The organism is Variovorax guangxiensis (assembly GCF_003952165.1).
Lineage (GTDB): Bacteria > Pseudomonadota > Gammaproteobacteria > Burkholderiales > Burkholderiaceae_C > Variovorax > Variovorax guangxiensis.
This window is the reverse complement of sequence record NZ_RXFT01000004.1, coordinates 127,287-151,024: the sequence shown is the minus strand read 5'-3', so window position 1 is coordinate 151,024 and position 23,738 is coordinate 127,287. Positions and strand designations below refer to the sequence as shown.

23 protein-coding genes are annotated in these 23,738 nt (G+C 67.5%); 6 read left to right on the top strand and 17 right to left on the bottom strand.

Features of this window, described 5'->3' with window-relative positions:
• Positions 1-21 precede the first annotated feature (21 nt).
• A complete protein-coding gene (locus EJP67_RS11545) occupies positions 22-3,030 on the bottom strand; it encodes a type VI secretion system Vgr family protein (RefSeq protein ID WP_126021847.1) in 3,009 nt (1,002 codons plus the stop codon).
• A 313-nt stretch (positions 3,031-3,343) separates the two neighbouring features.
• Here EJP67_RS11545 and EJP67_RS34205 point away from each other — a divergent pair, with 313 nt between their 5' ends.
• On the top strand, positions 3,344-3,715 hold the full coding sequence (locus EJP67_RS34205; RefSeq protein ID WP_420824263.1) for an aspartate-alanine antiporter-like transporter: 372 nt from the start codon (positions 3,344-3,346) through the stop codon (positions 3,713-3,715).
• Between the two features lie 79 nt (positions 3,716-3,794).
• Here the strand turns inward: EJP67_RS34205 and EJP67_RS11535 are convergent, their stop codons facing one another.
• From EJP67_RS11535 to EJP67_RS11505, 7 genes are all read right to left on the bottom strand, one after another.
• Positions 3,795-5,975: a LamG-like jellyroll fold domain-containing protein gene (locus tag EJP67_RS11535; RefSeq protein WP_126021846.1), complete on the bottom strand. Its 2,181-nt coding sequence runs from the start codon at positions 5,973-5,975 to the stop codon at positions 3,795-3,797.
• A gap of 89 nt (positions 5,976-6,064) precedes the next feature.
• Positions 6,065-7,246 carry an MFS transporter gene (locus EJP67_RS11530; RefSeq protein ID WP_240650605.1) on the bottom strand — a complete coding sequence of 394 codons (1,182 nt, stop codon included), beginning with the start codon at positions 7,244-7,246 and terminating at the stop codon, positions 6,065-6,067.
• A 17-nt stretch (positions 7,247-7,263) separates the two neighbouring features.
• Entirely contained in the window at positions 7,264-8,373 is a 1,110-nt protein-coding gene (gene aroC / locus EJP67_RS11525; protein WP_126021844.1) for a chorismate synthase, read from the bottom strand.
• Positions 8,374-8,405: 32 nt separating this feature from the next.
• Positions 8,406-8,591, bottom strand: coding sequence for a hypothetical protein (locus EJP67_RS11520; protein WP_126021843.1), 186 nt, complete (start codon positions 8,589-8,591; stop codon positions 8,406-8,408).
• A gap of 47 nt (positions 8,592-8,638) precedes the next feature.
• Positions 8,639-10,213, bottom strand: coding sequence for an MFS transporter (locus EJP67_RS11515; RefSeq protein WP_126021842.1), 1,575 nt, complete (start codon positions 10,211-10,213; stop codon positions 8,639-8,641).
• A gap of 20 nt (positions 10,214-10,233) precedes the next feature.
• Positions 10,234-10,695: an SRPBCC family protein gene (locus tag EJP67_RS11510; RefSeq protein WP_126021841.1), complete on the bottom strand. Its 462-nt coding sequence runs from the start codon at positions 10,693-10,695 to the stop codon at positions 10,234-10,236.
• Positions 10,584-11,042 carry an ArsR/SmtB family transcription factor gene (locus EJP67_RS11505; protein ID WP_126021840.1) on the bottom strand — a complete coding sequence of 153 codons (459 nt, stop codon included), beginning with the start codon at positions 11,040-11,042 and terminating at the stop codon, positions 10,584-10,586. Before EJP67_RS11505 ends, EJP67_RS11510 begins: the two co-directional genes overlap by 112 nt.
• Positions 11,043-11,144: 102 nt before the next feature.
• On the opposite strand from EJP67_RS11505, the gene pip reads away from it, so the two are divergent.
• The 3 genes from pip to EJP67_RS11490 all read left to right on the top strand — a co-directional run bounded on the left by pip (position 11,145) and on the right by EJP67_RS11490 (position 13,621).
• Positions 11,145-12,098, top strand: a complete 954-nt coding sequence (gene pip / locus EJP67_RS11500; protein ID WP_126021839.1) for a prolyl aminopeptidase — start codon at positions 11,145-11,147, stop codon at positions 12,096-12,098.
• A 79-nt stretch (positions 12,099-12,177) separates the two neighbouring features.
• Complete coding sequence (locus tag EJP67_RS11495) at positions 12,178-12,600, top strand: cupin domain-containing protein (RefSeq protein ID WP_093201273.1); 423 nt, start codon at positions 12,178-12,180, stop codon at positions 12,598-12,600.
• A gap of 88 nt (positions 12,601-12,688) precedes the next feature.
• Positions 12,689-13,621 (top strand): DUF2167 domain-containing protein, encoded by a 933-nt coding sequence (locus EJP67_RS11490; protein ID WP_165909616.1) that lies wholly within the window; start codon positions 12,689-12,691, stop codon positions 13,619-13,621.
• Between the two features lie 12 nt (positions 13,622-13,633).
• Here EJP67_RS11490 and EJP67_RS11485 read toward each other — a convergent pair whose 3' ends face one another.
• The 6 genes from EJP67_RS11485 to EJP67_RS11460 are packed head-to-tail and all read right to left on the bottom strand — an operon-like array spanning position 13,634 to position 18,966.
• Entirely contained in the window at positions 13,634-14,422 is a 789-nt protein-coding gene (locus EJP67_RS11485) for an enoyl-CoA hydratase/isomerase family protein (protein WP_126021838.1), read from the bottom strand.
• Between the two features lie 2 nt (positions 14,423-14,424).
• Positions 14,425-15,255, bottom strand: a complete 831-nt coding sequence (locus tag EJP67_RS11480) for an SDR family NAD(P)-dependent oxidoreductase (protein ID WP_019658647.1) — start codon at positions 15,253-15,255, stop codon at positions 14,425-14,427.
• Positions 15,256-15,283: 28 nt separating this feature from the next.
• On the bottom strand, positions 15,284-15,703 hold the full coding sequence (locus tag EJP67_RS11475) for a MaoC family dehydratase (RefSeq protein ID WP_126021837.1): 420 nt from the start codon (positions 15,701-15,703) through the stop codon (positions 15,284-15,286).
• A gap of 17 nt (positions 15,704-15,720) precedes the next feature.
• Positions 15,721-16,161 (bottom strand): MaoC family dehydratase N-terminal domain-containing protein, encoded by a 441-nt coding sequence (locus EJP67_RS11470; RefSeq protein WP_126021836.1) that lies wholly within the window; start codon positions 16,159-16,161, stop codon positions 15,721-15,723.
• 15 nt (positions 16,162-16,176) lie between these two features.
• Complete coding sequence (locus EJP67_RS11465) at positions 16,177-17,361, bottom strand: lipid-transfer protein (protein ID WP_126021835.1); 1,185 nt, start codon at positions 17,359-17,361, stop codon at positions 16,177-16,179.
• A gap of 45 nt (positions 17,362-17,406) precedes the next feature.
• Positions 17,407-18,966: a long-chain-fatty-acid--CoA ligase gene (locus EJP67_RS11460; protein ID WP_126021834.1), complete on the bottom strand. Its 1,560-nt coding sequence runs from the start codon at positions 18,964-18,966 to the stop codon at positions 17,407-17,409.
• Positions 18,967-19,076: 110 nt separating this feature from the next.
• Here EJP67_RS11460 and EJP67_RS11455 point away from each other — a divergent pair, with 110 nt between their 5' ends.
• Together EJP67_RS11455 and EJP67_RS11450 are read left to right on the top strand one after the other, a co-directional pair.
• Positions 19,077-20,102, top strand: coding sequence for an AraC family transcriptional regulator (locus EJP67_RS11455; protein WP_126021833.1), 1,026 nt, complete (start codon positions 19,077-19,079; stop codon positions 20,100-20,102).
• Between the two features lie 49 nt (positions 20,103-20,151).
• Positions 20,152-20,733 (top strand): GbsR/MarR family transcriptional regulator, encoded by a 582-nt coding sequence (locus tag EJP67_RS11450; protein ID WP_126021832.1) that lies wholly within the window; start codon positions 20,152-20,154, stop codon positions 20,731-20,733.
• A 22-nt stretch (positions 20,734-20,755) separates the two neighbouring features.
• Here EJP67_RS11450 and cydX read toward each other — a convergent pair whose 3' ends face one another.
• Genes cydX through EJP67_RS11435 form a run of 3 tightly spaced genes read right to left on the bottom strand, consistent with a single transcriptional unit; the run spans position 20,756 to position 23,698 of the window.
• Positions 20,756-20,905, bottom strand: a complete 150-nt coding sequence (gene cydX / locus EJP67_RS11445) for a cytochrome bd-I oxidase subunit CydX (protein ID WP_093201312.1) — start codon at positions 20,903-20,905, stop codon at positions 20,756-20,758.
• 22 nt (positions 20,906-20,927) lie between these two features.
• Entirely contained in the window at positions 20,928-22,082 is a 1,155-nt protein-coding gene (cydB, locus tag EJP67_RS11440) for a cytochrome d ubiquinol oxidase subunit II (RefSeq protein ID WP_126021831.1), read from the bottom strand.
• A complete protein-coding gene (locus EJP67_RS11435; protein ID WP_126021830.1) occupies positions 22,079-23,698 on the bottom strand; it encodes a cytochrome ubiquinol oxidase subunit I in 1,620 nt (539 codons plus the stop codon). The genes cydB and EJP67_RS11435 overlap by 4 nt, the downstream gene beginning before the upstream one ends.
• Between the last annotated feature and the right edge of the window lie 40 nt (positions 23,699-23,738).

Here is a 23,738-nt window from a genome sequence, read left to right as displayed (position 1 = left end):
ATTCGGGGCGACCAGGCAGGGTCAGCCTGCGAAGCCAGGCGTCCGGCCTGTGGCGACTGGATTTGCAACTGCGGTGGCGATGCCTGGCTGCTTCATACCGCCAGAAGCGATGCCGCTCATCACGCCGGTGATCGGCACGCCCATCGGGCCGAGCTTGGCACCGGCCGCCTGGATCGCCATGCCGGTCGCCGCCTGGCTCGCCTGGCCGAGCAGCGCCTTGGCGCCGCCCTGCTGGATCGCCTGCGCCGCGCCCACGGCCTGCTGCGCGACGCCGGCCGCTTGCGTGACCTGGTTCAGCGCGCTCGCCGCCTTGCTGCCCATGCCGGCCACGCCCGCGAGGGCTCCTGCGGCGCCGCCCGCAGAGCCAGCCAGTCCGGCAGCGTTGCCGACGAGGCCAGAGATGCCCGACACGCCCCCGCCCGCTCCGCCCGCTCCGCCCGCGGCCGCGCCGGTCGCGCCTTTCGCCTTCCAGTCCTCCGGCGTACCGTAATAGCTGCCTTCTTCCCAAGGGTCTCGCGGGTCCTTGCCGAACGTGACCTTGGCGGTGCCGATGGGCAGGCCCGACACCGTCGCGAAGCCGTTGCGGTCGAAGGTGCCGGCGTGCGTGCCGCCTTCCGAATCCACCACGGTGAAGTCGCCCTGCGCCACGCCCTGGCGCTTTTCGCCGGTCGGCTTGATGTACTGGTGATAGAGGTCGAGCTGCCCCTTGGGCACCGGCGGCGGGTTGGGCAGCGCGGGCTTGCCGTCGTTGGCCGGCCCCACGAGGCTGTGGACGGCGGCATGCTCGCGCCATGTGCCGGCCGTGCCGTGCTCGATGCCGCCCGAACTCCAGCGGCTGTAGCTGGAGCCGCCGTTGATGACCACTTCTTCCTTCGCCTGGATGGTGATCTTGTTGGCGGTCTGCGTGATGTTGAGCTTGGCCAGCACGTTGACGCTGTCCTTCAGCGCCTTGATGTCGATGTCCGCGCCCGCAGCCACGAGCCGCATGCCGGCCTTGGCGGCGAACATGCGGATCGCGCTCTGCACGCTCACCAGCATGCTCTTGCCCGCGCTCACGCTCGTATGGCCGCCGCTGGTGAGCGCGGTGTGCTCGTTGCTCACGACGTGCGTCGAGCCCTGCGCCACGGTCTGCAGGCCCTTGGCGCTGGCCAGCGTCAGGTGCGACTCCTGGAACTCGGGGAAATCGCCCTGCTCGCGGTTGCCGCCCTGGCCCTTGATGGCGTCGTTCTGTTCCTTGATGCTCGTGGTGACTTCGTCCTGGTCGCCGGCTTCATGGGCCTGCGCGCCCTGGGCCAGGCCGCTGAGGCCTTCGTGCAGATCGCGCGCCTGCGTGAGGCGGCCCACCGTCTCGCCCATGTCGGTGGCATGCGCCTGCGCATTCGGCCGGGCCTCGGTGGTCACGAGCAGGCCCTTGCCCGAACGCAGCACGCCATGCCCGTCGGTGCGCAGCTCGAAGCCCTGCCCGCGCGGCTCCTTGCGCCCTGCCGTGTCCTCGATGCGGCCGATGTGCCCCACGCTCAGCTGGCTGGACTGGTGGTCGCTGCGCAGCTGCGCCTGGATCTTGCCCTGCGTGTCGTCCAGCACGAGGTGGTTGCCGCGTCCGCCTCCGAGCTCCCGGCTGCGGATGCCCGACAGGTGCTTCTGCCCCGGCAGCTCCCACGACGGCATGGTGTCGGCGTTGTGCACGCAGCCAGTGACGATGGGGTAGTCGGGGTCGCCGTTGAGGAAGTCGACGATCACCTCCATGCCGACGCGCGGCACGCTGGTCATGCCGAAGGTGGCGCCGGCCCACGCGGTTGAAACGCGCACCCAGCAGCTGGAGTTCTCGTTGTCCTGTCCGAGGCGATCCCAGTGGAACTGCACCTTGATGCGCCCGTACTGGTCGGTCCAGATCTCCTCGCCCGCCGGGCCCACGACCATGGCGGTCTGCGGGCCGCGCGTGCGCGGCTTGGGCGTGGTGCGCGGCGCCCGCCATGCATAGCTGGTGGGCTGGGCCTCGAAGGCGAAGCGCTGCACGGAGCCTTCGGTCCCTTCCACGCCTTCGCTGGCCTGCAGGTTCTCCTGCAGGTGGTAGCTCACGCCCACGAGCAGGTACTGCTGGTTCTGGTCGGCCTTGGGATGGCCGGTCAGGCGCAGGGTGTGGCCGGTGGCCAGCTCGCGCAGATTGGCGCGGCCCGTGACGCGGCTGCGCTGGCTGAGCTGCTCCTCGTTGCGGATGCGCGCGTAGGTCTCGCCGTCGCCGTGCTGCACGAAACCGCCGGGCCATTCGTAGTTCTCGAAGGCGTCGTGGTCATGCCCCGGGGGCATCTGGCGCAGGTGCGAGAGCTCGGCCTTGGGCTTCTCGAAGTCGTAGTCGTCGTTGTAGTGATGGCCCGAGCGCACCTCCTCGGCGATCTCCCACGCGTAGATGCGCTCGCGCTGGCCCATGCCGGACTTCTCGAGCGGGTGGTAGCGCACCTCCTCGCCGCCGGGCAGCGGGCTGTGGGAGTTGGCGATGTCGTCGGCGAAAACGAGCACGTGCTGGCTGGCCTCGTGCCGGAAGTGGTAGTAGATGCCTTCGAGTTCGCACAGGCGCGAGACGAAGTCGAAGTCGCTCTCGTGGTACTGCACGCAGTAATCCCAGCGCCGGTAGTCGCCGCGGCTGAGCTTCTGCTCGATGGGATGGCCATAACGCCCGAGCACTTCCATGACGATCTCGGGAACGCTCTTGCCCTGGAAGATGCGGAAGTCACTGCGCCGCGTGGCCAGCCACAGCCAGGGGCGAAGGCGCAGGCGGTAGAAGGAGTGGCGCGCATCCTCCTGCTGCAATCCGAAGCGGGTGGCGATACCGCCCAGGTACCTCACCCCGCCTTCGGTCTCCACCGACACGTTGCAGGCCTTGCCCAGCAGGCTCTTGGGGTCGATGGCGTTGCTGTTGCCCAGCAATTCGACGTCGAAGGCGTACAGCTGGCTCAGCGCTTCGCGGCCTACCAGCTGGCGGAATTGCAGTGCCTCGCCCGCGGGCGTCTCGATATTGACGCGCCGGGTCATTGCGCTTCGGTTTGCAGATAAGACAAACCGCCTAATTGAAATTCAATTGATAAGAATATTGTTTGCAAATTGAGCGGCATGCTCACCTCCCTGATGCATATTTTCACAATTATTCTAAGTGTTGATTTACCGCGAGAACCAATGCGGAAAATAGACGGTTCTTCGAATCAGCATGAAGTTCGCGATCCATGGCTGCCTGTGTCCGCAGTCACGCTGATGAGATTCGAATGAATTACGGCGCCCTCCGAATCAGCCGCCGGCCAATTGAGGCCACGCCCGGCCTGCAAGCACATTCCGGGCAAGGATCTGATTCGTGATTGGCGGTCTGGCCGAAATACCCGGAAACCAGTCCGAAATTGCGCTATTCCTCGTGCTCGCCATTGGCTATGCAGTGGGCCAGATCCGCTTCGGCCCCATTCAGCTCGGCGGCATCTGCGGCACATTGATTGCCGCCCTCGTCGTCGGCGCCGCAGGGAGGCGCTGTACCGCGAGCTCGGCCGCCGCTGGAAGTGGACCCCAATTCGGTCAGCCGCGTCGCCGAGGAAACCGGCATCGTGTGCTGCCGGGCGGGTGTCGCTGGCGAATCTCGACGAATACGACTACGCGAACACCGGGCGATCGCTGCGGAAGCTGGCTTCGGAGTACTTTGCGATGTTCGAGAAGGAGAACGGCAAGGGTGCCGTGAAGGCGGACCGGCAGGAAGAAATAGGAGAAAGCGGCCTCCCCGCATCACTCACTGATCGCGGGAAGGCCGGAGCCTCTGCTCAGGCCGGCTTGCGTGCCGTGAGCCACTGGGCAGGGGTCAGCGCTGCTGCCACGACGCGGACTTCGCCGATGTTGCCGAAGAAGCCATCACCCCTCTTGAGATTCCAGGAGCCGCCGCCCACGACCCACTGCGATGTGGCCGAGAGTGTCGCCAGTCCCTTGGCCGCTGTGACGTTGCGCAGCACCGGTGCGCCCTCTACATACATCGTCGTATCGTGCGACGCCGGATCGTTGACAACCGCAATGTGAATCCAGCGGTCGGCAATCACCTCGCCCGACCAATTGGTTTTCGCGTTGGGTCCGGCCGGGCTGGGAACCACTTCCCACTGCACTTCACGCAGGTTGGAAATGGCAAACAACATCGGCGGTGCATCTCCGTCACCCGCGTAGCCAGGCAAATCACCGCTGCGGCCATCGCGCGTCATGATGTTCATCCACTCGTTGTTGGCAATAGTCCAACTTTTGTCGATCTTGATGAATGCTTCGATGGTGTAGCCGTTCTCCAGCGTCTGCGCGTTGATCGGCGCCGCAGCATCGGTAAGGAAATAGCTCAGGCGAGGCGTGTTCTTGTTGGTATTCAGGAAACGTACCGACCCCGGCGCGGCCGAGAGGTAGTGACGGTCGTCCGTCCACACGATGTCGCCATCTGTCGCACCGACGACGCCCCCCTGATTCAGCGCATCGCGGTGCAGTGGATTGCTGCCCGCGACGTCGGCGATGACCGTGCCCGGCAGCACCGGCTGGTTGGCCGTGCCACCGAAGAAGCGCCAGTGCGCCAGCGTGTTCGCGACCTTGGGGTAGTCGTCCGAGTTCGTGGCCGGCCGCTGCACGAGCGTCGCCGGTTCCTTGTAGTTCGCAAGGATCATCGCGCGGGCCTTGTCCACCAGCGAGCCTTCGATGGTGGCGCTGCCGGCACCGAAGCTCTTGTTGAAGCCCGAGAAGCGCTGGGCGAAATCCATGTCGATGGTGAAGGCCTCGTTGGCAGTGGTGAGCACCGCCTGGTCGAAGCTGTTGAGCGTGGCCGCCGGCTTCTGCGGAACCCACGGCGAGAACGACAGCACCTTGATCTTCTTGTTGGTCAGGTCGAACTCGTACAGGCGCATGAGGCCGTTGCCGCCCTGGTAGGCCATCTGATAGTCGACCACCATCTCCTCGACCTTGCGGCCGAAGTCGTTGATCTTCGTGAGGTGCGCGGCGCCGTGGTGGTGGCCGTTGAGCGTCATGAAGATCTGGTCGTTGTCGCGGATCAGCTTCTCCCACAGCATCTTGCCGTAGTCGGTTTCGAGCGGGCTCGTGCCATCGGGCGCGATGTTGAGCAACTGGTGGTTCACCAGGATCACCGGCAGCGTCGGGTTCTTCCTGATCACCTGGCGCGCCCATGCAATGCCGGCATCGGAAATGCGCCACGACAGCGACAGCACCATGAACTTCTGGCCCTGGGCTTCGAACACGTGGTACTCGTGGAAGCCGCTGGTGTCGCGCTCGCCGAAGGTGGCCTGCTTCTTCGCGCGCTCGGTGCCGAACCACTGGATGTAGGGTTCGTTGGCAGGGGTACGGTCCTTGTCGGTGCCCCCGACTGAATCGACGCTGTAGTCGACGTCCCTCAGCACGTCGTGGTTGCCGGCCAGCACGCTGTAGGGCAGCTTCGCATCTTCAAGGATCTTCATGGCGGCATCGGCCACCTTCCACTGGTCGGGCTTGCCGACCTGGTCGACCACGTCGCCGAGGTGGATGGTGAAAGGTATGTTCAGTCCCTTGGCGTTGTCGGCGATCCACTTCGTCTGCGCTGCGAAAGGAGCGCTGCCGAAGCGCTTGTTGTACTGGTCGCTTTCGGCCGCCGTGGCATAGCGCGCATAGAACTGCGTGTCGGGCATCACAGCGATCGAGAAGCTCGAGATCTTGGCGGCTGCCGCGGGCGGAGCGGGCGTTGCCGCCGGCGCGGGCGCCGGTGCAGGCGTCGAAGCCGGGAATGGACCGAGAGCCGGCCCGTCACTTCCACCGCCGCCGCATGCCGCGAGCAAGGCGCCGCTGCTGCCGACCGTCAGAAGCGAAGCCCCGAGCTTCAGCACCTGGCGGCGCGGCGGCGTGTTGTTGTCGTTGTTCTGTTCGGAGGCGTTCGATGCGGCAGGAGCAAGGAGACGCGGCGTGCGTGCGCCGCGCGAGTCGTCTGAAACGGACATGAGAAATTAGGAGAAAAGATTACGGAGCGCGCAGCGTAAAAATCCGCGGTGACGTGGGCATGTAAGGCCCATGACACTTTGTCGGGAGATCAGGAGGTCCTGACCGCGCGCTCCATCCGATCCAACTTCATCACCCGCCACGCACATGCACTGCCAAGCACCGCCAGCAAGGCCGCAGCTGTAAACATCGTGCGATATCCAAAGGCCTGCGCAACTGCGCCACCGAGCAGAACACCCAGCACGCCACCGAAGCCATAGCCGATAACCGTAAACAGCGCCTGCCCGCGCCCGCGCAGATGACCAGGGAATCGCCGCGACACCACCGCGATGCAGGTCGTGTGATGCGCCGCGAAACTCAGTGCATGAAGCCACTGCGCAAGGATGAGCGCAGCGATCCATCCACCCAGGCCCGCGGTCAGCCCGAGCCGCGCGACGGCCGCGATGCCGCACACCAGCATCCAGCGTGGCATCGGCATCAGGCCGATGAGCCTGCCCTGCAGGAAGAACCACACGATCTCCGCCACCACCGACAGCGCCCACAGCAGGCCGATGGTGCTCTTTCCGTAGCCGATCGAATCGAGGTACAGCGAGAAGAACGCGTACACCGAGAAGTGCGACATCACCTGGAAGAAGAGCGACGCGAAGAACCACTGCACCGAGCGGTTGCGCAGCACAGGTCCGATGGGCTCCTTCACCGTGCCGTGCGCGGCCGGAGGCTCGCGCACGTCGGGCAGCTTCATCGTCGCGATCAGCACGATGGCCAGGGTGCCGGCCGCCCATGCCGGAAAGTGCTTCATGCCGAAGCGGTCGAACCACTCCCCCGCCACGAACACCGTGAGCAGGAAACCGGCCGAGCCGCACAGCCGGATGCGGCCGTAGCGCCCCCAGTCGCCGGCCACCAGTTGCGCCATCGCGGCCTCGGTGAGCGACATCATCGAACTGGTGTGGGTGAACATCACGAGCAGCACCAGCGCGAGCCACCATGCACCGCCGTGCCACCAGAGACCGAAGGAGCTGGCCAGCGCCACCGCCGCACTGAAGCGCAGCAGCTTCACGCGCTGCCCGGTGTGGTCGCTGAGCGCGCCCCATGCATAGGGCGCGAACACGCGCGTGATCGACTGCACCGAAGCCAGCAGGCTGATGGTGAAGATCGGCAGCCCCAGGTCCTTCAGCCAGAGCGGCAGGTAAGGATTGAAGAAACCGATGTGCGCGAAATAGCTGGCCGAAAGGCCAGCGAATGCCAGCAGGTGGCCGCGCCTGGCGGCGGCCACTGGTGGCGGTTCCGACACTAGAGGAAGGACGCCTGCGGCGACGCGGCTTCTGTCTTGCTGCCCTGTGGCACATCGCCGCACTGCGCGCGGTTGCGCAGCACGTGCTCGATCACCACCAGCGCCAGCATCGCCTCGGCGATGGGCGTGGCGCGGATGCCCACGCACGGGTCGTGACGGCCCTTGGTGACGACCTCGACGGGGTTGTTGTGGATGTCGATGGACTGGCGCGGGCTGATGATCGAGCTGGTGGGCTTGATCGCGATGCTCACTTCGAGGTCCTGCCCCGAGCTGATGCCGCCGAGGATGCCACCCGCGTTGTTGGTGACGAAGCCCGTGGGCGTGATCGAGTCGCCGTGCGTGGTGCCGCGCTGGGTGACGCTGTCGAAGCCGGCGCCGATTTCCACCGCCTTCACCGCGTTGATGCCCATCATCGCGTAGGCGATCTCGGCGTCCAGCTTGTCGAAGAGCGGCTCGCCCAGGCCCACCGGGACGTTCGAGGCGGTCACGCGGATGCGCGCGCCGCACGAATCGCCGGCCTTGCGCAGGCGGTCCATGTAGTCCTCCAGCGCGCTCACGTCGGCGATGGGGGCGAAGAAGGGGTTGTTGGGTACGTGGTCCCAGCTCTCGAAGGGAATGGCGATCTCGCCGATCTGCGTCATGCAGCCACGGAACACCATGCCGTACTTCTCGGCCAGCCATTTCTTGGCGACCGCGCCGGCCGCGACCATGGGCGCGGTCAGCCGTGCCGAGGAACGCCCGCCGCCGCGAGGATCGCGGATGCCGTACTTCTTCCAGTAGGTGAAGTCGGCGTGGCCCGGGCGGAACTGCTGGGCGATCTGGCCGTAGTCCTTGCTGCGCTGGTCGGTGTTCTGGATCAGCAGCGCGATGGGGGTGCCGGTGGTCTTGCCTTCGTACACGCCCGAGAGGATCTGCACGGCGTCGGGCTCGTTGCGCTGGGTGACGTGGCGGCTGGTGCCGGGGCGGCGGCGGTCCAGGTCGCCCTGGATGTCAGCTTCGCTGAGTTCCATGCCCGGGGGGCATCCGTCGATGACGCAGCCGATGGCCGGGCCATGCGACTCGCCGAAATTGGTGACCGCGAAAAGAGTTCCGAAGGTGTTGCCGCTCATGGCGGGGATTATCCCGCCAAAGCGCTCCCCTCTCAGTCGGTCGTGCTTTCGAGCCGTTTGGACAGGGCCGCCACCTGCAGTTCGATGGCGAAGAGCCGCTCGTTCAGCACCGCCGTCTGGAGCCGGATCGCCTCGATGAGGGCCTTGGTCTGCGGGTCGGGGGCCTTGTCGCCCAGTTCGGCCAGGTCGTGCAGCTTCTTGCGCAGTTCGTTGCTCATGGAAGGCTCCGGTGGTCGCGTCGTGGAAGCCCCAGTATGGGGTTTCATCAGCGCTCCGGCAATGCGGCGGCACTCGGGGAATCCACGGGGAGCGCCTGCCCGGCGCCACCCGCCCCGCGCAGCCGGATCGCCACCAGCCCGGCCACGAACAGCAGCACTGCGGCACAAACGCCCGCCGTGAGCCGCATGCCGCGCATCAGGGCATCGCGGCCCGCGTCGAGCAGTTCAACGCCTGCGCTCCCGCCGATCTGCCCGGCCAGCGCGACCGCGCCGCCCAGCGTGCTGCGGGCGGCTTCCACCTCCGAAATGCCCGCCAGACCCGCGGGCACGGCATCGGCCATGGTGCCGCGGTAGATCGCGGCGCCGATGGCCCCGAGGATCGCGATCCCCAGCGCCCCGCCGAATTCGGAGCTTGTCTCGGAGATCGCCGAGGCCACGCCCGCGCGCTCCGGCGGCGCGCTGCCCACCACCAGGTCGGTTGCCAGCGTGAACACCGGCGCCAGCCCGAGCGAGGAGACGACCGCGCTACACACCATCCAGGCCAGCCCGTCCTGCGCGGGCAGCACGGCCAGCATGCCGAAGCCCAGCGCCGCCACCGCCAGCCCGCCACCCATCACGAAGGCCGGGCGCATGCGCCGCACCAGCGCCGGAACGACCATGGAGCCGACGATGAAGGCGCCCGCCCCCGGCATGCTCCAGAGGCCGGCATGCAGGGGCGAAAGACCAAGCACCAGCTGCAGGTACTGGGCGTTGTAGAGGAAGATGCCGAACATCACGAAGCAGGCCAGCATGTAGGCGCCGAGCGAGACGGTGAAGGCCGGCAGGCGGAACAGGCCCAGGTCGATCATCGGGTCGGCCAGCCGCTGCTGACGGCGCACGAACACCCATCCCAGGGCCAGGCCCAGCGCGATAGACAGCGCAGGCACCACGTCCGGCCCATGCTCGGCGATCTGCTTGACGCCGTAGATCACCGGCAGCACCGCGCCCAGCGAGAGCGCCACGCTGGCAAGGTCGAGCCGGGCCGCGTCGGGGTCGCGGTATTCGGGCAACAGCAAGGGCCCGAGCACCAGCAGCAGCACCATCACCGGCACGCCGATCAGGAACACCGAGCCCCACGGGAAGAACTGCAGCAGCACGCCGCCCAGCACCGGGCCGATGACGGCGCCAGCCGAGTAGCTCGAGATCCACACGCCGATGGCGATGGTGCGCTGCCCCGGATCGAGGAACATGTTGCGGATCAGCGAGAGCGTGGACGGCGCCAGCGTCGCGCCCGCCACGCCGAGCAGCGCCCGCGTGGCGATGAGCATGTTGGCGCTGGTCGAGAAGGCCGCGAGCACCGAGGCGACGCCGAACGCCGCCGCGCCGATCAGCAGCAGGCGCCGCCGGCCGATGCGGTCGCCCAGCGTGCCCATGGTGACCAGCAGCCCGGCCACGAAGAAGCCATAGATGTCGACGATCCACAGCAGCTGCGAGGCCGTGGGCTTGAGCTCTTCGCTGATCGACGGGATCGCGAGGTTCAGCACCGTGAGGTCCATCGAATAGAGCATGCAGGGCAGCGCTATGACGGCGAGGCCGGTCCACTCGCGCATCGTGGCGCGGGCCGGCGGCGGGGTGTTCTTCATTCGTTACGTGGCGAAAGGTCTCAGGCGGCGAGGTTCAGCCAAGCCTCCAGCTTGACGAGCGCACCGGTCCAGCCGTGGTTGTGGGCGTCGCGCGCGGCTTCGTCGAAGAACTGTTCGTGCAGCAGCACCAGCTCGCAGCCCTCGGCATCGGGCTCGATGCGCAGCGTGACGCGCGACTGTCTCTCCGGCGTGCTGCGCCAGGCCCAGCTGAAGACCAGCTTGCGGTTCGGAACAACCTCGAGATACGTGCCGCTCACGTCGTGCGTTTCGCCGTCATTGGCGAGCATGGCAACCCGGAAGCGGCCGCCCACGCGCAGGTCGACCTCGGCGATCGGCACCGCGACGATTTCCTCTGGGCCGAACCAGAGCTTCAGCGCTTGCGGGTCGGTCCACGCGCGCCAGACCTTGTCGGGCGAGACCCGGTAGTGCCGCCTGAGGGTGAGCGAGGGGCGCTCTGCGCCGCCGGCGGAAGGGTTTTCCATTCGGTCTCCTCCTGGTGATAGAGAAAGCGCGCCAGTGCATCGAGACGCCCGGCCCAGAACTTCTCGTAGCGAGACAACCACACGGCGGCCTCCTGCATGGGCCGGGGCGAGAGTTCGCAGCGCACGATGCGGCCCTCTTTCGTGCGGGAGATCAGGCCGGCGTCTTCCAGCACGCGCAGGTGCTTCATGAAACCGGTGAGGGACATGTCGTGCGGCTCGGCCAGTTCGGTCACGCTGAGGCTGCGTTCGCCAAGGGCTTCGAGCACGGCGCGCCGCGTGGAATCGGAGAGCGCGGCGAAGACTGCGTCGAGCGCATCGCTGTCGGGTCGGGTTGCTGGCTGAACCATGCGGTTGAGTATCTGGAAGGCCCCCGGTGCCGTCAAGCCACTTCACGTCATGCGACGATGCGCAGCGATCAAGCCCATCCAGCACCGACAGAGGAAGCCCCAATGACCGAACTGCGCCAGCCCTATCCCCCCATCGCGCCCTACGAAAGCGGCATGCTCGACGTGGGCGACGGCCACCAGATCTACTACGAGCGCTGCGGCACTCCCGGGGCCAAGCCGGCGGTGTTCCTGCATGGCGGTCCCGGCGGCGGCATCTCGCCGGAGCACCGGCGCCTGTTCGATCCGGCACGCTACGACCTGACGCTGTTCGATCAGCGCGGCTGCGGCCGCTCGCTGCCGCACGCCGGCCTGGAGGCCAACACGACCTGGCACCTTGTCGCCGACATCGAGCGCCTGCGCGAACGCGCCGGCGTTGACAAGTGGCTGGTGTTCGGCGGCTCATGGGGTTCGACGCTCGCCCTCGCCTACGCCCAGAAGCATCCCGAGCACGTGAGCGAACTGGTGCTGCGCGGCATCTACACCGTGACCCGCTCGGAGCTCCAGTGGTACTACCAGTTCGGCGTATCGGAAATGTTCCCCGACAAATGGGAGAAGTTCCAGGCGCCCATTCCCGAAGCCGAGCGCGGCGACATGATCGGCGCCTACCGCAAGCGGCTCACCGGCGACGACCCGGTGGCGCAGATCGAGGCGGCGCGCGCCTGGAGCGTGTGGGAGGCCGAGACCATCACCCTCCTGCCCAGCCCGGCGATTGCCGCGGCACATGGCGAAGATCATTTCGCGCTCGCCTTCGCACGGCTGGAAAACCACTACTTCGTGCACGACGCCTGGCTGGAACAAGGCCAGCTGCTGCGCGAGGCGCACCGGCTGCACGGCATCCCCGGCGTGATCGTGCACGGCCGGTACGACATGCCCTGCCCCGCGCGCTATGCCTGGGCGCTGCACAAGGCCTGGCCGGAGGCGGAGTTCCACCTGATCGAGGGCGCGGGGCACGCCTATTCGGAGCCCGGCATCCTCGACCGATTGCTTCGCGCAACCGACGGCTTCGCAAGCCGCTGAATCGCGCGCGGCGGGTCCGTCCCGGGAACGCTTTATGCGTGTTGCACCGCAACACCCACCACCTGCGAAGGAGCGCCCCATGCTGGACCGTACCGCCACCCAGTTCTCCCATGTGAAGCCCGGCGACACCGAGTTCGTATCGGGTGGTTTGCGTGACTTCTTCCTCTACCGCGACCTGGGCGTGGCGGAGGCCACCAACGGCAAGGTGATCGCGCATCTGGTCAAGGCCAACATGGCACCGGAAACGGGCACCGGCTGGCACCGCCATGAGGCAGACTTCCAGATCGTGATCATGGTCAAGGGCTGGGCCCGCTTCATGTACGAGGACAAGGAAACGCTGGTCGAGGCCGGCGACGTAGTGCACCAGCGCCCGGGCATCCGCCACTTCCTGTTCGACTACTCGCCCGACATGGAGTACCTGGAAATCGTCTCGCCTGCGGACTTCAAGAGCGTCGATGTGGAGCCGGTGTGCGAGGTGCCGGCGCCGACGCCCTGGAAGTAGCAGCCTCGCGCTCCACGACCCGCCACATTCCGCACAGCCCCTAAACTCCCTCGGCTCACCAGACTGATAACAACCGAGGAGAGAGAACTTGCGTATTCAAACCACCCGCCTGGCGGCCGGCGTGCTGCTCGCGTGCGCCGCTTTCGTGGCGCAGACCAGCCAAGCCGCATCGCCCACCAGCACCCCGTCCGCTCCATCGACTCAGGCATCGACGGCCAGTTCGCTGGAAGCCGAACAGGACGCCGCCTTCAAGGCCGCAAAAGCCGTGCAGAAGGTCGGCCCCGTCGACATCACCCTGCGCGACCAGGCCCACCTGCACCTGCCCGCGGGCTACGTGTGGGTGCCGACGCCGGCCGCCGCTCAGCTCATGCGCAGCATGGGCAACCGCACCGACGACACCTTCATCGGCGCGATCTTCCCCGCCGACGACGCCGACTGGATGGCGGTGGTGAAGTTCGTGAAGGAGGGCTACATCAAGGACGACGACGCCAAGGACTGGAACGCCGACGACCTGCTCAAGAGCCTGAAGGAAGGCACCGAGGCCGCGAACGAGGAACGCGCCAAGCGCGGCATCCCGTCCATCGAGGTCACGGGCTGGGCGCAGAAGCCGCAGTACGACGCATCCTCGCACCGCCTCGTGTGGTCGGCCCTGTCGAAGCGCAAGGGCGGCACCGACGGCGACCAAGGCGTCAACTACAACACCTACGCGCTGGGCCGCGAGGGCTACCTGAGCCTGAACCTCATCACCAACGCGAAGGACCTGGACAAGTACAAGCCCGACGCGAGCAAGCTCCTCGGCGCGATCCAGTACGACGACGGCAAGAAGTACGCCGACTTCAACGCGTCCACGGACAAGGTCGCCGCCTACGGCCTGGCCGCGCTGGTGGCCGGCACGGCGGTGAAGAAGCTGGGCCTGTTCGCGGTCATCGCGGCCTTCCTCGCCAAGTTCGCGAAGCTGGCGGTGGTGGCCGGCGGCGCGGCGCTCTGGGGCATCGCGAAGCTGTTCAAGCGCAACGGCTGACGGCCGTGGCGTTCAGCTTCCCTTGAACCTGGGCGCTCGCTTCTCCACGAAGGCGGCCACGCCCTCGCGCGCATCGGCGCTGGCGGCACGCTCGCGCAGCAGCCTGTGCTCCAGCGCCAGATGCTGCTCGAAGGGCCGGCCGGGCGCGCCGGCGCAGAGCTGCTTGATGGCGGCGAAGGATGCGCTCGCACCATGCGCGAGCCGGGCCACCAGCGCTTCGGCGGCAGCCGCGAGTTCGTCGTCCGGATGCAGCGCATCGACCGCGCCCCACGCAAGGCAGCGCTGGCTGTCGATGGAGTCGCTCAGCATCAACAACTGCTGCGCGCGCACTGGCCCCACACGGCGCGCAAGGAAGTACGACGCGCCCGCATCCGGCGAAAGCCCGATGGCCGCATAGCCCGTACGCAGCTTCATCGATTCCGCGGCGAGCACGAAGTCGCCGCACAGCGCCAGCCCCACGCCCGCGCCGCCGACGGATCCGTTCACCGCGACGACCAGCGGCGCGGGGTTGTTCGACAGTCGCAGCAGCGCCGGGTGCAACCGGTCCAGGATCTCGTCGACCAGCGACGGCAACGCTTCGCCGGCCGCCACGAACTCGTCGATGTCTCCACCGGCGCAGAACACGCGGCCTTCTCCGGTCAGCAGGATGACGCGCGGCTTGCCCGCCAGCACTTCGTCGATGGCCCGCACCAGCGCGCGGCCGCTGCGCACCCCGATCGCGTTGGCGCGCTCCGGCCGCTTCAGCACGATGCGGCCGATGCCCTCCTCCACGCTCCAGGCGATGCCCTCGGCGGTTTCCATGCTCAGATGCCTGTCAGGCCGCCGCTGCACATCAGCGTCTGGCCGCTCACATAGTCCGACTCGGGCGCGCACAGGAGGTACACGGCGCCGGCCGCCTCCTCGGGCGTGCCGCCGCGTCCCAGCGGAATCGACTGCTCCATCATCGCCAGCAGCCCAGGGTTGATGCCGACCTTGATCTCTCGGCCCTCGATGTTCGCGGTGGACGCCTCGGCGGTGCTGGCCGTCAGCCGCGTCTGGATGAAGCCGAAGGCCACGCAATTGACCGTCACGTTCATGCGGCCCCACTCCTTGGCCAGCGTCTGCGTGAGGCCGACGATGCCCGCCTTGCCCGCCGCGTAGTTCGCCTGCCCCGCGTTGCCGAACAGCCCCGCCACCGACGAGATGTTGACCACCTTGCGCACCACGCGCCGGCCCGCCTCGGTCTCGGCCTTCGACAGCGCGCGGATCACCGGCTGCGCCGCGCGCAGGATGCGGAACGGCGCGGTCAGGTGCACGTCGATCATGGCGTACCACTGCTCGTCGGTCATCTTCTGCACCACGCTGTCCCATGTGTAGCCGGCGTTGTTGACGATGATGTCGAGCCCCTTGAACTCGCTCACAGCCGTGCCGACGAAGCGCTCCGCGAAATCGGGCGCTGCCACGCTGCCGGTGCATGCCACCGCCTGGCCGCCGGCCGCACGTATTTCCTGCACCGTTTCTTCCGCCGGCTGTGCGTCGAGATCGTTGACGACGATGCGCGCGCCTTCCGACGCGAGCTTGAGCGCGATGGCCCGGCCGATGCCGCGGCCCGAACCGGTGATGAGGGCGACCTTGCCGTCGAGCTTGGGTGTCATGTCTGCGTTCTTTCCTTGTCGTGTTGATTCAGCGCAGCGCGATGAGCGCCTCGCCGGCGATGCGCGTCTGCCCGTATTGATTGGCGCTGTGCACTTCCACGAGCACGCAGCGCTCGCCTTCGTGCTCCAGCTTCTCGACCACACGGCCGCCGCAGCGCACCGCGTGCCCCAGGTGCGTGATGCCCTGGAAGCGCACGTCGAAGCGGCGCAGCTGCGACTGCGGCGCCCACTGCGTGAGCAGCCTGCCCAGCCAGGCCATGCCCAGCATGCCCTGCGCGAACACGTCGGGCATGCCGGACTTGCGCGCGAAGTCGGTGTCGATGTGGATGGGGTTGTGGTCGCCGGACGCGCCCGCGAACAGTGCGAGCGTGGTGCGGTTCACGGGCGGCAGCTGCAGCGCGGGCAACTCGTCGCCGACGTTCACGGCGTCGTAGGTCGGTGCGGTCATCGGTGCAGGCTCCTTCGTCAATGGCGGCAGACGATCACCGAGCGCAGCTCGGCCACCAGCTCGTCGCGCTGATTGGTGGCACGCGATGTCTTGACGACGAATTCGAGCGCGCCGTTCTTCTTGTCGTAGATGTCGGTGATGGTGGAACGCACCGTCACGGTGTCGCCCACGCAGGCCGGCCGGTGGTAGCTGAAGCCCTGCTCGCCGTGCAGCAGCTTCGACAGCGGAATGCCCAGGCCGGCCAGCAGCCGGTCGGAAGCGCCCGAGTCCAGCTCGGCCGCGAACAGGAAGGTCGGCGGCGCGGGCAGGTCGGGGTAGCCGGCGTCGCGCGCGACGGCGGCATCGGTGTAGACGGGGTCGGTCTCGCCGATGGCCTTGGCGAAGAACTGCAGCCGCCTGCGCTCGATGGGCAGCACCGATGCTGGCAGTTCGTGGCCGATCCACTTCCTATCGATCATCTGGCAGCCCTTCTCTCAGACGCGCTCGTAGAGCGTGACCACGCAGGCGCCGCCCAGCCCGAGGTTGTGCTGCAGCGCGAGCCGCGCACCTTCCACCTGCCGCCTGTCTGCTGTGCCGCGAAGCTGCTGGACCAGCTCGGTGCACTGCGCCAGCCCCGTCGCGCCCAGCGGGTGTCCCTTCGACAGCAGCCCGCCCGACGGGTTGGTGACGACCTTGCCGCCATAGGTGTTGTCGCCGTCCACCACGAACTTCTCCGCGCCGCCCACCGGGCACAGGCCCAGCGCCTCGTAGCTCAGCAGCTCGTTGTGCGCGAAGCAGTCGTGCAGTTCGACCACGTCGACGTCCTGCGGGCCGACGCCGGCCGCGTCGTACACCTTCTGCGCGGCTTCCTGGGCCATGCTGAAGCCGACCACCTCGCGCATGTCGCGGCTCTCGAAGGTGATGGGGCGGTCGGTGGTCATGGCCTGCGCCTTGATGCGCACGCTGCGGTCGAGTCCGTGGCGCTCGGCGAATCGGGGCGAACAGACGATGGCGGCTGCCGCGCCGCAGGTGGGCGGGCAGGCCATGAGCCGCGTCATCACGCCGGGCCACATGACGGGTGCGGCCATCACCTCTTCTTCGGTGACGACGGTGCGGAACAGCGCCACGGGGTTGTTCGCCGCGTGGCGGCTGGCCTTGGCGCGGATTTTCGCGAAGGTCGACATCTGCGTGCCGTACTGCTGCATGTGCGCGAGCCCGGCGCCGCCGAAGTAGCGCAGCGCGAGCGGCACCTGCTCGTTGCCGACCAGCTCGTCGGTGATGTTCTCGAAGTGGTCGAAGGGGCTGGGCCGGTCGTTGAACACCGCGCCGAGCGCGCCGGGGCTCATGTGCTCGAAGCCCAACGCCAGCACGCAGTCGGCCGCGCCGCTGGCCACCGCCTGGCGCGCGAGGAACAAAGCCGTCGAGCCGGTCGAGCAGTTGTTGTTGACGTTGACGACCGGAATGCCCGTCATGCCCACTTCGTAGAGAGCGCGCTGGCCGGCGGTGGAGTCGCCGTACACGTAGCCCACGTAGGCCTGCTGCACGAGCTCGTAGCCGATGCCGGCGTCCTTCAGAGCAGTGTTCGTGGCCTGTGCGGCCATCTGGGGATAGGGCTGGTTCGCGCCCGGCTTGGTGAACGGGATCATGCCGACCCCGACCACGTGAACGTCTTGACTCATGAAAGGCTCCTTGTCTGGAAGTTCGAAAAGAAAGGTAGAGCGGGCTCAGGCCACGCTGCGCTGCCGGCCCTGCCAGAAGGGCTCGCGCAGCTTGGTCTTGAGCACCTTGCCTGCGCCCGAGAGCGGCAGCGCATCGACGACGGCCACGCTGCGCGGGCACTTGTAGCCGGCGATCAGCGTCTTGCAGTGGGCGATCAGCTCCTCGGGCTGCACGCCCTGCCCCGGCTTGAGCACCAGCACGGCATGCACCGCCTCGCCCCACTCCTCGCTGGGAATGCCGATGACGGCGCAGGCAGCCACCGCGGGATGCTGGTTGATGGCGTTCTCGACCTCGGCCGAGTAGACGTTCTCGCCGCCGCTGATGATCATGTCCTTCATGCGGTCGACCACGAAGATGAAGCCGTCGTCGTCCATGTAGGCGCCGTCGCCGGTGTGCATCCAGCCGTCGCGCAGTGCAGCGGCGGTCTGCTCGGGCTTGTTCCAGTAGCCCTGCATCACGTTGGGCCCGCGCACAACCACCTCGCCGACGGTGCCGCGCGGCACCTCCTTGTCGTCGGCATCGACCACGCGCACTTCCATGCACACGCTGGCGCGACCCGCCGAGCGCAGCTTGCCGCGCTTGCGGCCCTCCGCCGTGTGGAAGTACGCCGGGTTGAGCGTGGCGATGGGCGACAGCTCCGTCATGCCGTAGGCCTGCACGAAGCCCACGCCCGGAAACGCCTCCATCGCGCGGTTGAGCACCGCCTCGGAGATCGGCGAGGCCCCGTAGGTGATGTTCTTCAGGCTGCTCAGGTCGCGCGGCTGTCGCATCGCGGGGTGGTCCACCAGCATCTGGATCATGGTGGGCACCAGCAGCAGGCTGGTCACGCGGTCGCGCTCGATGGTGTCGAGCACGCCCTCGGGCGTGAACATGGGAATGATGGCGTGCGTGTTGCCCGTGAACCAGTGCGGCGTGGCCAGCCCCATGTCGGCCAGGTGGAACATGGGCGCGGCATGCAGGTAGCAGCCGTCGGCCGGTGCCAGCCCTTCCGCCTGCGCCGCGAGCGCCGAGCTGCAGATGTTGGTGTGGCTCAGCATCACGCCCTTGGGAAAGCCGGTGGTGCCGCCGGTGTAGAAGATGCCGGCCAGGTCCTCGCCGCGGCGCACGGCGTCGGGCACCGGGGCCGCCGCGTCGATCAGGCCCTCATAGCTGTGCATGCCGGCGGGCACGGGCCCGTCGCCGCAGTAGACGACCTCGCGCAGGCTCTTCGACTGGCCGCGCATCTGCTCGACGACCGCGCGGAAGGTCTCGTCGACCAGCAGGATGCGCGAGCCCGAGTCTTCCAGCGAGTACAGGATCTCGGCGGCCGACCAGCGGATGTTGCACGGGTTGAGCACGCCGCCGCCCCAGGGCACGGCCATCTGGTATTCCAGGTAGCGGTCGGAGTTGAGCGACAGCATGGCGACGCGGTCTCCCGCCTGCATGCCCAGCCGCTGCAGCGCGCCGGCCAGGCGGGCGACGCGTTCGGCAAAGTCGCGGAATGTCCGGACACGGCCGGCGAAACGCACGGCAATGGCGTCGGGGCGCTGCTGCACGGCCCGGTGAAGGCCCTGGGTCAGGTACATGGGTTTGTCTCCGTCTCGTTCTTGTGCAGACGCATGGTAGAAATCCAGCCGCCGTCCGGCGATTGCACTTCGCTTCGATCGCATGGCAGAAAAGGTCAATCGACACAGACATGCTGCAGCCGCCCGTCACCATCCCGATCGCCTTCGTCCTCGGCATGCTGTCGGGCATCCGCGCGCGGCCCGGCGAGGCGCTGGTGGACGTGGAAAAGGCGCTGGAAGACGCGGGCATCGCTCCGGCACTCCTCGACGAGGCCGCAGCCCGCGTCACGGCCGAGCAGTACGTGGCCCTCTTCGCGCTGCTGATGGAGCGCCTGGACGACGAGGCGCTGGGTTTTCTCACGCGGCGCCTGCGCTGCGGCAGCTTCGCGCTGATGACGCGCTCCACCCTGGGCGCGCGCACCTTCGAGGTGGCGCTGCGCCGCGTGGCCCGCACATTCGACCTGCTGCAGGACGACCTCTCGCTGGTGCTGCTGCACGACGGCCCGCTCGCCGGCTTCGGGCTGCGGCTGAACATCCAGCCGCCCAAGCACCAGAACTTTTTGCACGAGCTGATGCTGCGGGTGTATTGGCGGCTCTTCGCCTGGCTGCACGGCGGCCGGCTGCAGGCTCGCCGCTTCGACTTCGGCTTCGAGCCGCCGCCCTATGCCGACGGCTACGCCAAGGTGTTCCCGGGCCCGCTGCAGTTCGACCAGCCCCTGTCGGCCGTATGGTTCGACGCCGCCGCGCTCGACACGCCGGTGCACCGCGACGCGCAGGAGATCCAGGCCTTCCTCGCGGCCTCCCCAGCCAACGTGATCCTGCCCCGGCTCGCCGAACAGGCGGTGAGCGCAAAGGTGCGCGCGGTGCTGCAGCAGCACCGGCCGGCCTGGGCTGACCTCGCGACCACCGCGGGCGTGCTGCACATGTCGGTCAGCACGCTGCAGCGGCATCTGGCGACCGAGGGCACGTCCTTCCAGGCACTGAAGGACCAGCTGCGGCGCGACCTCGCCATCGTGCGGCTCAACACCAGCACCGTGCCCCTCGCGGCGCTGGCCGACGAGCTGGGCTTTGCCGACAGCGCGGCCTTCCAGCGGGCCTTCAAGGCATGGACCGGCGGCGCGCCGGGCTCGTACAGGCGACGCCAGCAGGCCGACTGAGTTTTCAGGACTTTCCGGAATTACAGCCATCCGCGCGACAATCCCGCGCATGGCCAACTCTTCCGATCTCCCGCCCCTCAACCGCCAGTTCGTCGCCCATTTCGGCGAGATGGGCAGCAAGTGGGGCATCAACCGCACAGTCGGGCAGATCTACGCGCTGATCTTTCTCTCGGAGCGCGCGCTCAACGCCGACGAGATCGCCGAACTGCTCGAGTTCTCGCGCTCCAACGTCAGCATGGGCCTGAAGGAGCTGCAGGCATGGCGGCTGGTGCACCTGCGGCATCACCCCGGCGACCGGCGCGAATACTTCGAGGCACCTTCCGACGTGTGGGAAATCTTCCGCGTGCTGGCCGAGGAGCGCCGCCGCCGCGAGATCGAACCGACCCTCTCCATGCTTCGCAACGCCCTGCTCGAATCGCCCACGAGCGAAGCCGAGCGCCACGCGCAGGAGCGCATGCGCGAGATGCACGACCTGATCGACCGGCTGATGAAATGGTTCGACGACGTGCAGCGGCTCGCGCCCGAAACCGCCATGAAGCTCATGGGCATGGGCGCGACGGTGACGAAGGTGCTGACGCTGAAAGACCGCATCACCGGCGGCGCGGCGTCGAAAAAGAAGGCTGCCGAGTAAGCCGGCCGCCCTCTTCCGGGGGCTACAGCCGCTCCTGCCCCGATGACGGCTCGGGCGTCCCGAGCTTGGCCTTGCGGACGGCCTCGTCGTCCATCAGCTCGTACCACATGGCGTTGAGCACGGCGAATGCGGCTGCCAGCGGCAGGCCTAGAATCCAGGCGAAGTACCACATCTTCGATTCCTCCTTTGATTGGTCAGTAGGCGTGGCCGCTCTCGTCGCGGATCGCCTGTTCGTCGACCTTGCCCCACAGCACGCGGTAGACCCAGCTCGTGTAGGCCACGATCAGCGGAATGAAGACGGCCGTGACCACCAGCATGATGAACAGCGTGAGGTGGCTCGATGACGAGTCCCATACCGTGAGGCTGGCGCGCGGATCGATGGACGACGGCAGGATGAACGGGAACATCGAGGCGCCCACGCTGAGGATGATGCCGGCGATGCCGAGCGCAGCTGCGAGCAGCGCGAGCACCGGGCGGCGCAGCGCGAGCCCCAGCAGTGCACCGAGCGCACCGACGAAGCCGGCCGCCGGAGCCGCCAGCGTCCATGGGTGCGCCGCGTAGTTGGCGGTCCACGCGCCCGCATGCAACTCGACCGTCTTGAGCAGGGGGTTCGAAGGCCCCGTCGCGTCGATCACGCTGCTGATGCGAAAGCCGCCGATGCTCGTGGCCAGCAGCACGCCGGCCAGCGCGTAGAGCACCACGGTGAGCACGGCGGCAACCATGCCGTAGGTGCGCGCACGCTCGGCCACCGGCCCGGCGGTCTTCAGCAGCAGCCACGCGGCGCCGTGCACCACCAGCATCGCCACGGACACCAGCCCGCACAGGATGGCGAACGGATTCAGCAGGCCGAAGAAGCTGCCGTCGTAGAAGATGTGCATGTCGGGGTTGAAGCGGAACGGCACGCCCTGCAGCACATTGCCCACGGCCACGCCGCAGATCAGCGCCGGCACGAAGCCGCTGAAGAACAGCACCCAGTCCCAGCGCGCGCGCCACTGCGCAGACTCGCGCTTGCTGCGGAACTTGAAGGCCACGGGCCGCAGGATCAGCGCCGTGAGGATCACGAACATCGCCAGGTAGAAGCCCGAGAAGGAAACGGCGTAGAGCTGCGGCCATGCCGCGAAGATCGCGCCGCCGCCCAGGATCAGCCAGACCTGGTTGCCCTCCCAGACCGGGCCGACGCTGTTGATGACGACGCGGCGCTCGATGTCGTTGCGCGCGGCGAAGGGCAGCAGCATGCCGCTGCCCAGGTCGAAGCCGTCGGTGACGGCGAAGCCCACCAGCAGCACGCCGATCAGCAGCCACCAGATGAAGCGCAGGGTGTCGTAGTCGAGAAGTGTGTGAAGGATCATGCTGCGCTCCCGGTGGATGGCGTTGCGATGGCCGCGCCCGCGTGGGCCGGCGGAATGTGCGAGAGCGTGTCGCCCTCGTCGGGCGCGTGCTCGGCCTGCGGCCCCTTGCGGATGGCCTTGAGCATGAGCTTCATCTCGATGACGAGCAGCGCGGTGTAGATCGCGATGAAGCCCGCCAGCGTGAGCAGCAGCGTCTTCACGCCGAGGTTCGACACGGCCACCGCGGTCGGCAGAACGCCCTCGATCACCCACGGCTGGCGCCCGAACTCCGCCACCAGCCAGCCCGACTCGATGGCGATCCACGGCAGCGGGATCGCGAACACGGCGAGCTTCAGCAGCCAGCGGTGGCTGTCGAGCCTGCGGCGCGCGGAGAGCACGAAGAAGGTGCCGGTCAGAACGATCAGCAGCACGCCGATGCCCACCATCACGCGGAACAGCCAGAAGAGCGGCGCCACCTGCGGCACGGTGTCCCACGCGGCCTTGGCGATCTGCTCGTCGCTGGCCTGGCGCGGGTCGTCCACGTAGCGCTTGAGCAGCAGCGCGTAGCCCATGTTGATGCCGTTGTCCTCGAAGTCGCCGCGCACGCCCTGCGTCACCTTGTCGGTGCCGCCGGCCTCGCGGATCTTCTGCAGCGCGTCGTAGGCCTTGATGCCTTCGCGGATGCGCACCTCCGCGCGCTTCACCAGTTCGTCGATGCCGGGCATGACGGTGTCCAGCGAACGCGTGCCGATGAGGCCCATCACGCCAGGAATGTGGATCGCGTAGTGCGTCTCGCGAGCCTCCTGGTCGGGGAAGCCGACCACGGTGAAGGCGGCGGGCGCAGGCTGCGTCTCCCACATGGCCTCGATGGCGGCGAGCTTCATCTTCTGGTGTTCTCCGGAGAGATAGCCGCTCTCGTCACCGAGCACCGCCACGGAGAGCGCTGCGGCCAGGCCGAACGAGGCCGCGACCGTCATCGAGCGCTTGGCGAGTTCGAGGTGACGCCCCTTGAGCACGTACCACGCAGAAACGCCGAGCACGAACACCGCGGCGCATACATAGCCGGCCGACACGGTATGGACGAACTTGGCCTGCGCGACCGGGTTGGTCAGCACGGCGGCGAAGTCGGTCACTTCCATGCGCATGGTCTGCGGATTGAAGGCCGCGCCCACGGGGTTCTGCATCCAGCCGTTGGCGATGAGGATCCACAGCGCCGAGAAATTGGAGCCGATGGCCACGGCCCAGGTGGCGATCAGGTGGCCGACCTTGGAGAGCTTGTCCCAGCCGAAGAAGAACAGGCCGACGAAGGTGGCCTCCATGAAGAAGGCCATCAGCCCCTCGATGGCCAGCGGCGCGCCGAAGATGTCGCCGACGTAGTGGCTGTAGTAGCTCCAGTTCATGCCGAACTGGAACTCCATCACGATGCCGGTGGCGACGCCCATCGCGAAGTTGATGCCGAAGAGCACGCCCCAGAACTTCGTCATGTCGCGCCAGATCACGCGGCCGGTCATGACGTAGACCGTCTCCATGATGGCGATGATGATCGAGAGTCCGAGCGTCAACGGCACGAACAGGAAGTGGTACAGCGCCGTGACGGCGAACTGCAGGCGCGATAGCGCGACGATGTCGAGGTCCATGGGGGTTCTTCCTTTGTGTTCCCTGTTTTTCGTTTCCGGA

Bases quoted from the DNA above. Each gene is read 5' to 3' on its own strand.
- EJP67_RS11545 (WP_126021847.1), bottom strand. From the start codon at position 3,030: ATGACCCGGCGCGTCAATATCGAGACGCCCGCGGGCGAGGCACTGCAA.
- EJP67_RS11535 (WP_126021846.1), bottom strand. From the start codon at position 5,975: ATGTCCGTTTCAGACGACTCGCGCGGCGCACGCACGCCGCGTCTCCTT.
- aroC (WP_126021844.1), bottom strand. From the start codon at position 8,373: ATGAGCGGCAACACCTTCGGAACTCTTTTCGCGGTCACCAATTTCGGC.
- EJP67_RS11520 (WP_126021843.1), bottom strand. From the start codon at position 8,591: ATGAGCAACGAACTGCGCAAGAAGCTGCACGACCTGGCCGAACTGGGC.
- EJP67_RS11515 (WP_126021842.1), bottom strand. From the start codon at position 10,213: ATGAAGAACACCCCGCCGCCGGCCCGCGCCACGATGCGCGAGTGGACC.
- EJP67_RS11510 (WP_126021841.1), bottom strand. From the start codon at position 10,695: ATGGAAAACCCTTCCGCCGGCGGCGCAGAGCGCCCCTCGCTCACCCTC.
- EJP67_RS11505 (WP_126021840.1), bottom strand. From the start codon at position 11,042: ATGGTTCAGCCAGCAACCCGACCCGACAGCGATGCGCTCGACGCAGTC.
- pip (WP_126021839.1), top strand. From the start codon at position 11,145: ATGACCGAACTGCGCCAGCCCTATCCCCCCATCGCGCCCTACGAAAGC.
- EJP67_RS11495 (WP_093201273.1), top strand. From the start codon at position 12,178: ATGCTGGACCGTACCGCCACCCAGTTCTCCCATGTGAAGCCCGGCGAC.
- EJP67_RS11485 (WP_126021838.1), bottom strand. From the start codon at position 14,422: ATGGAAACCGCCGAGGGCATCGCCTGGAGCGTGGAGGAGGGCATCGGC.
- EJP67_RS11480 (WP_019658647.1), bottom strand. From the start codon at position 15,255: ATGACACCCAAGCTCGACGGCAAGGTCGCCCTCATCACCGGTTCGGGC.
- EJP67_RS11475 (WP_126021837.1), bottom strand. From the start codon at position 15,703: ATGACCGCACCGACCTACGACGCCGTGAACGTCGGCGACGAGTTGCCC.
- EJP67_RS11470 (WP_126021836.1), bottom strand. From the start codon at position 16,161: ATGATCGATAGGAAGTGGATCGGCCACGAACTGCCAGCATCGGTGCTG.
- EJP67_RS11465 (WP_126021835.1), bottom strand. From the start codon at position 17,361: ATGAGTCAAGACGTTCACGTGGTCGGGGTCGGCATGATCCCGTTCACC.
- EJP67_RS11460 (WP_126021834.1), bottom strand. From the start codon at position 18,966: ATGTACCTGACCCAGGGCCTTCACCGGGCCGTGCAGCAGCGCCCCGAC.
- EJP67_RS11455 (WP_126021833.1), top strand. From the start codon at position 19,077: ATGCTGCAGCCGCCCGTCACCATCCCGATCGCCTTCGTCCTCGGCATG.
- EJP67_RS11450 (WP_126021832.1), top strand. From the start codon at position 20,152: ATGGCCAACTCTTCCGATCTCCCGCCCCTCAACCGCCAGTTCGTCGCC.
- cydX (WP_093201312.1), bottom strand. From the start codon at position 20,905: ATGTGGTACTTCGCCTGGATTCTAGGCCTGCCGCTGGCAGCCGCATTC.
- cydB (WP_126021831.1), bottom strand. From the start codon at position 22,082: ATGATCCTTCACACACTTCTCGACTACGACACCCTGCGCTTCATCTGG.
- EJP67_RS11435 (WP_126021830.1), bottom strand. From the start codon at position 23,698: ATGGACCTCGACATCGTCGCGCTATCGCGCCTGCAGTTCGCCGTCACG.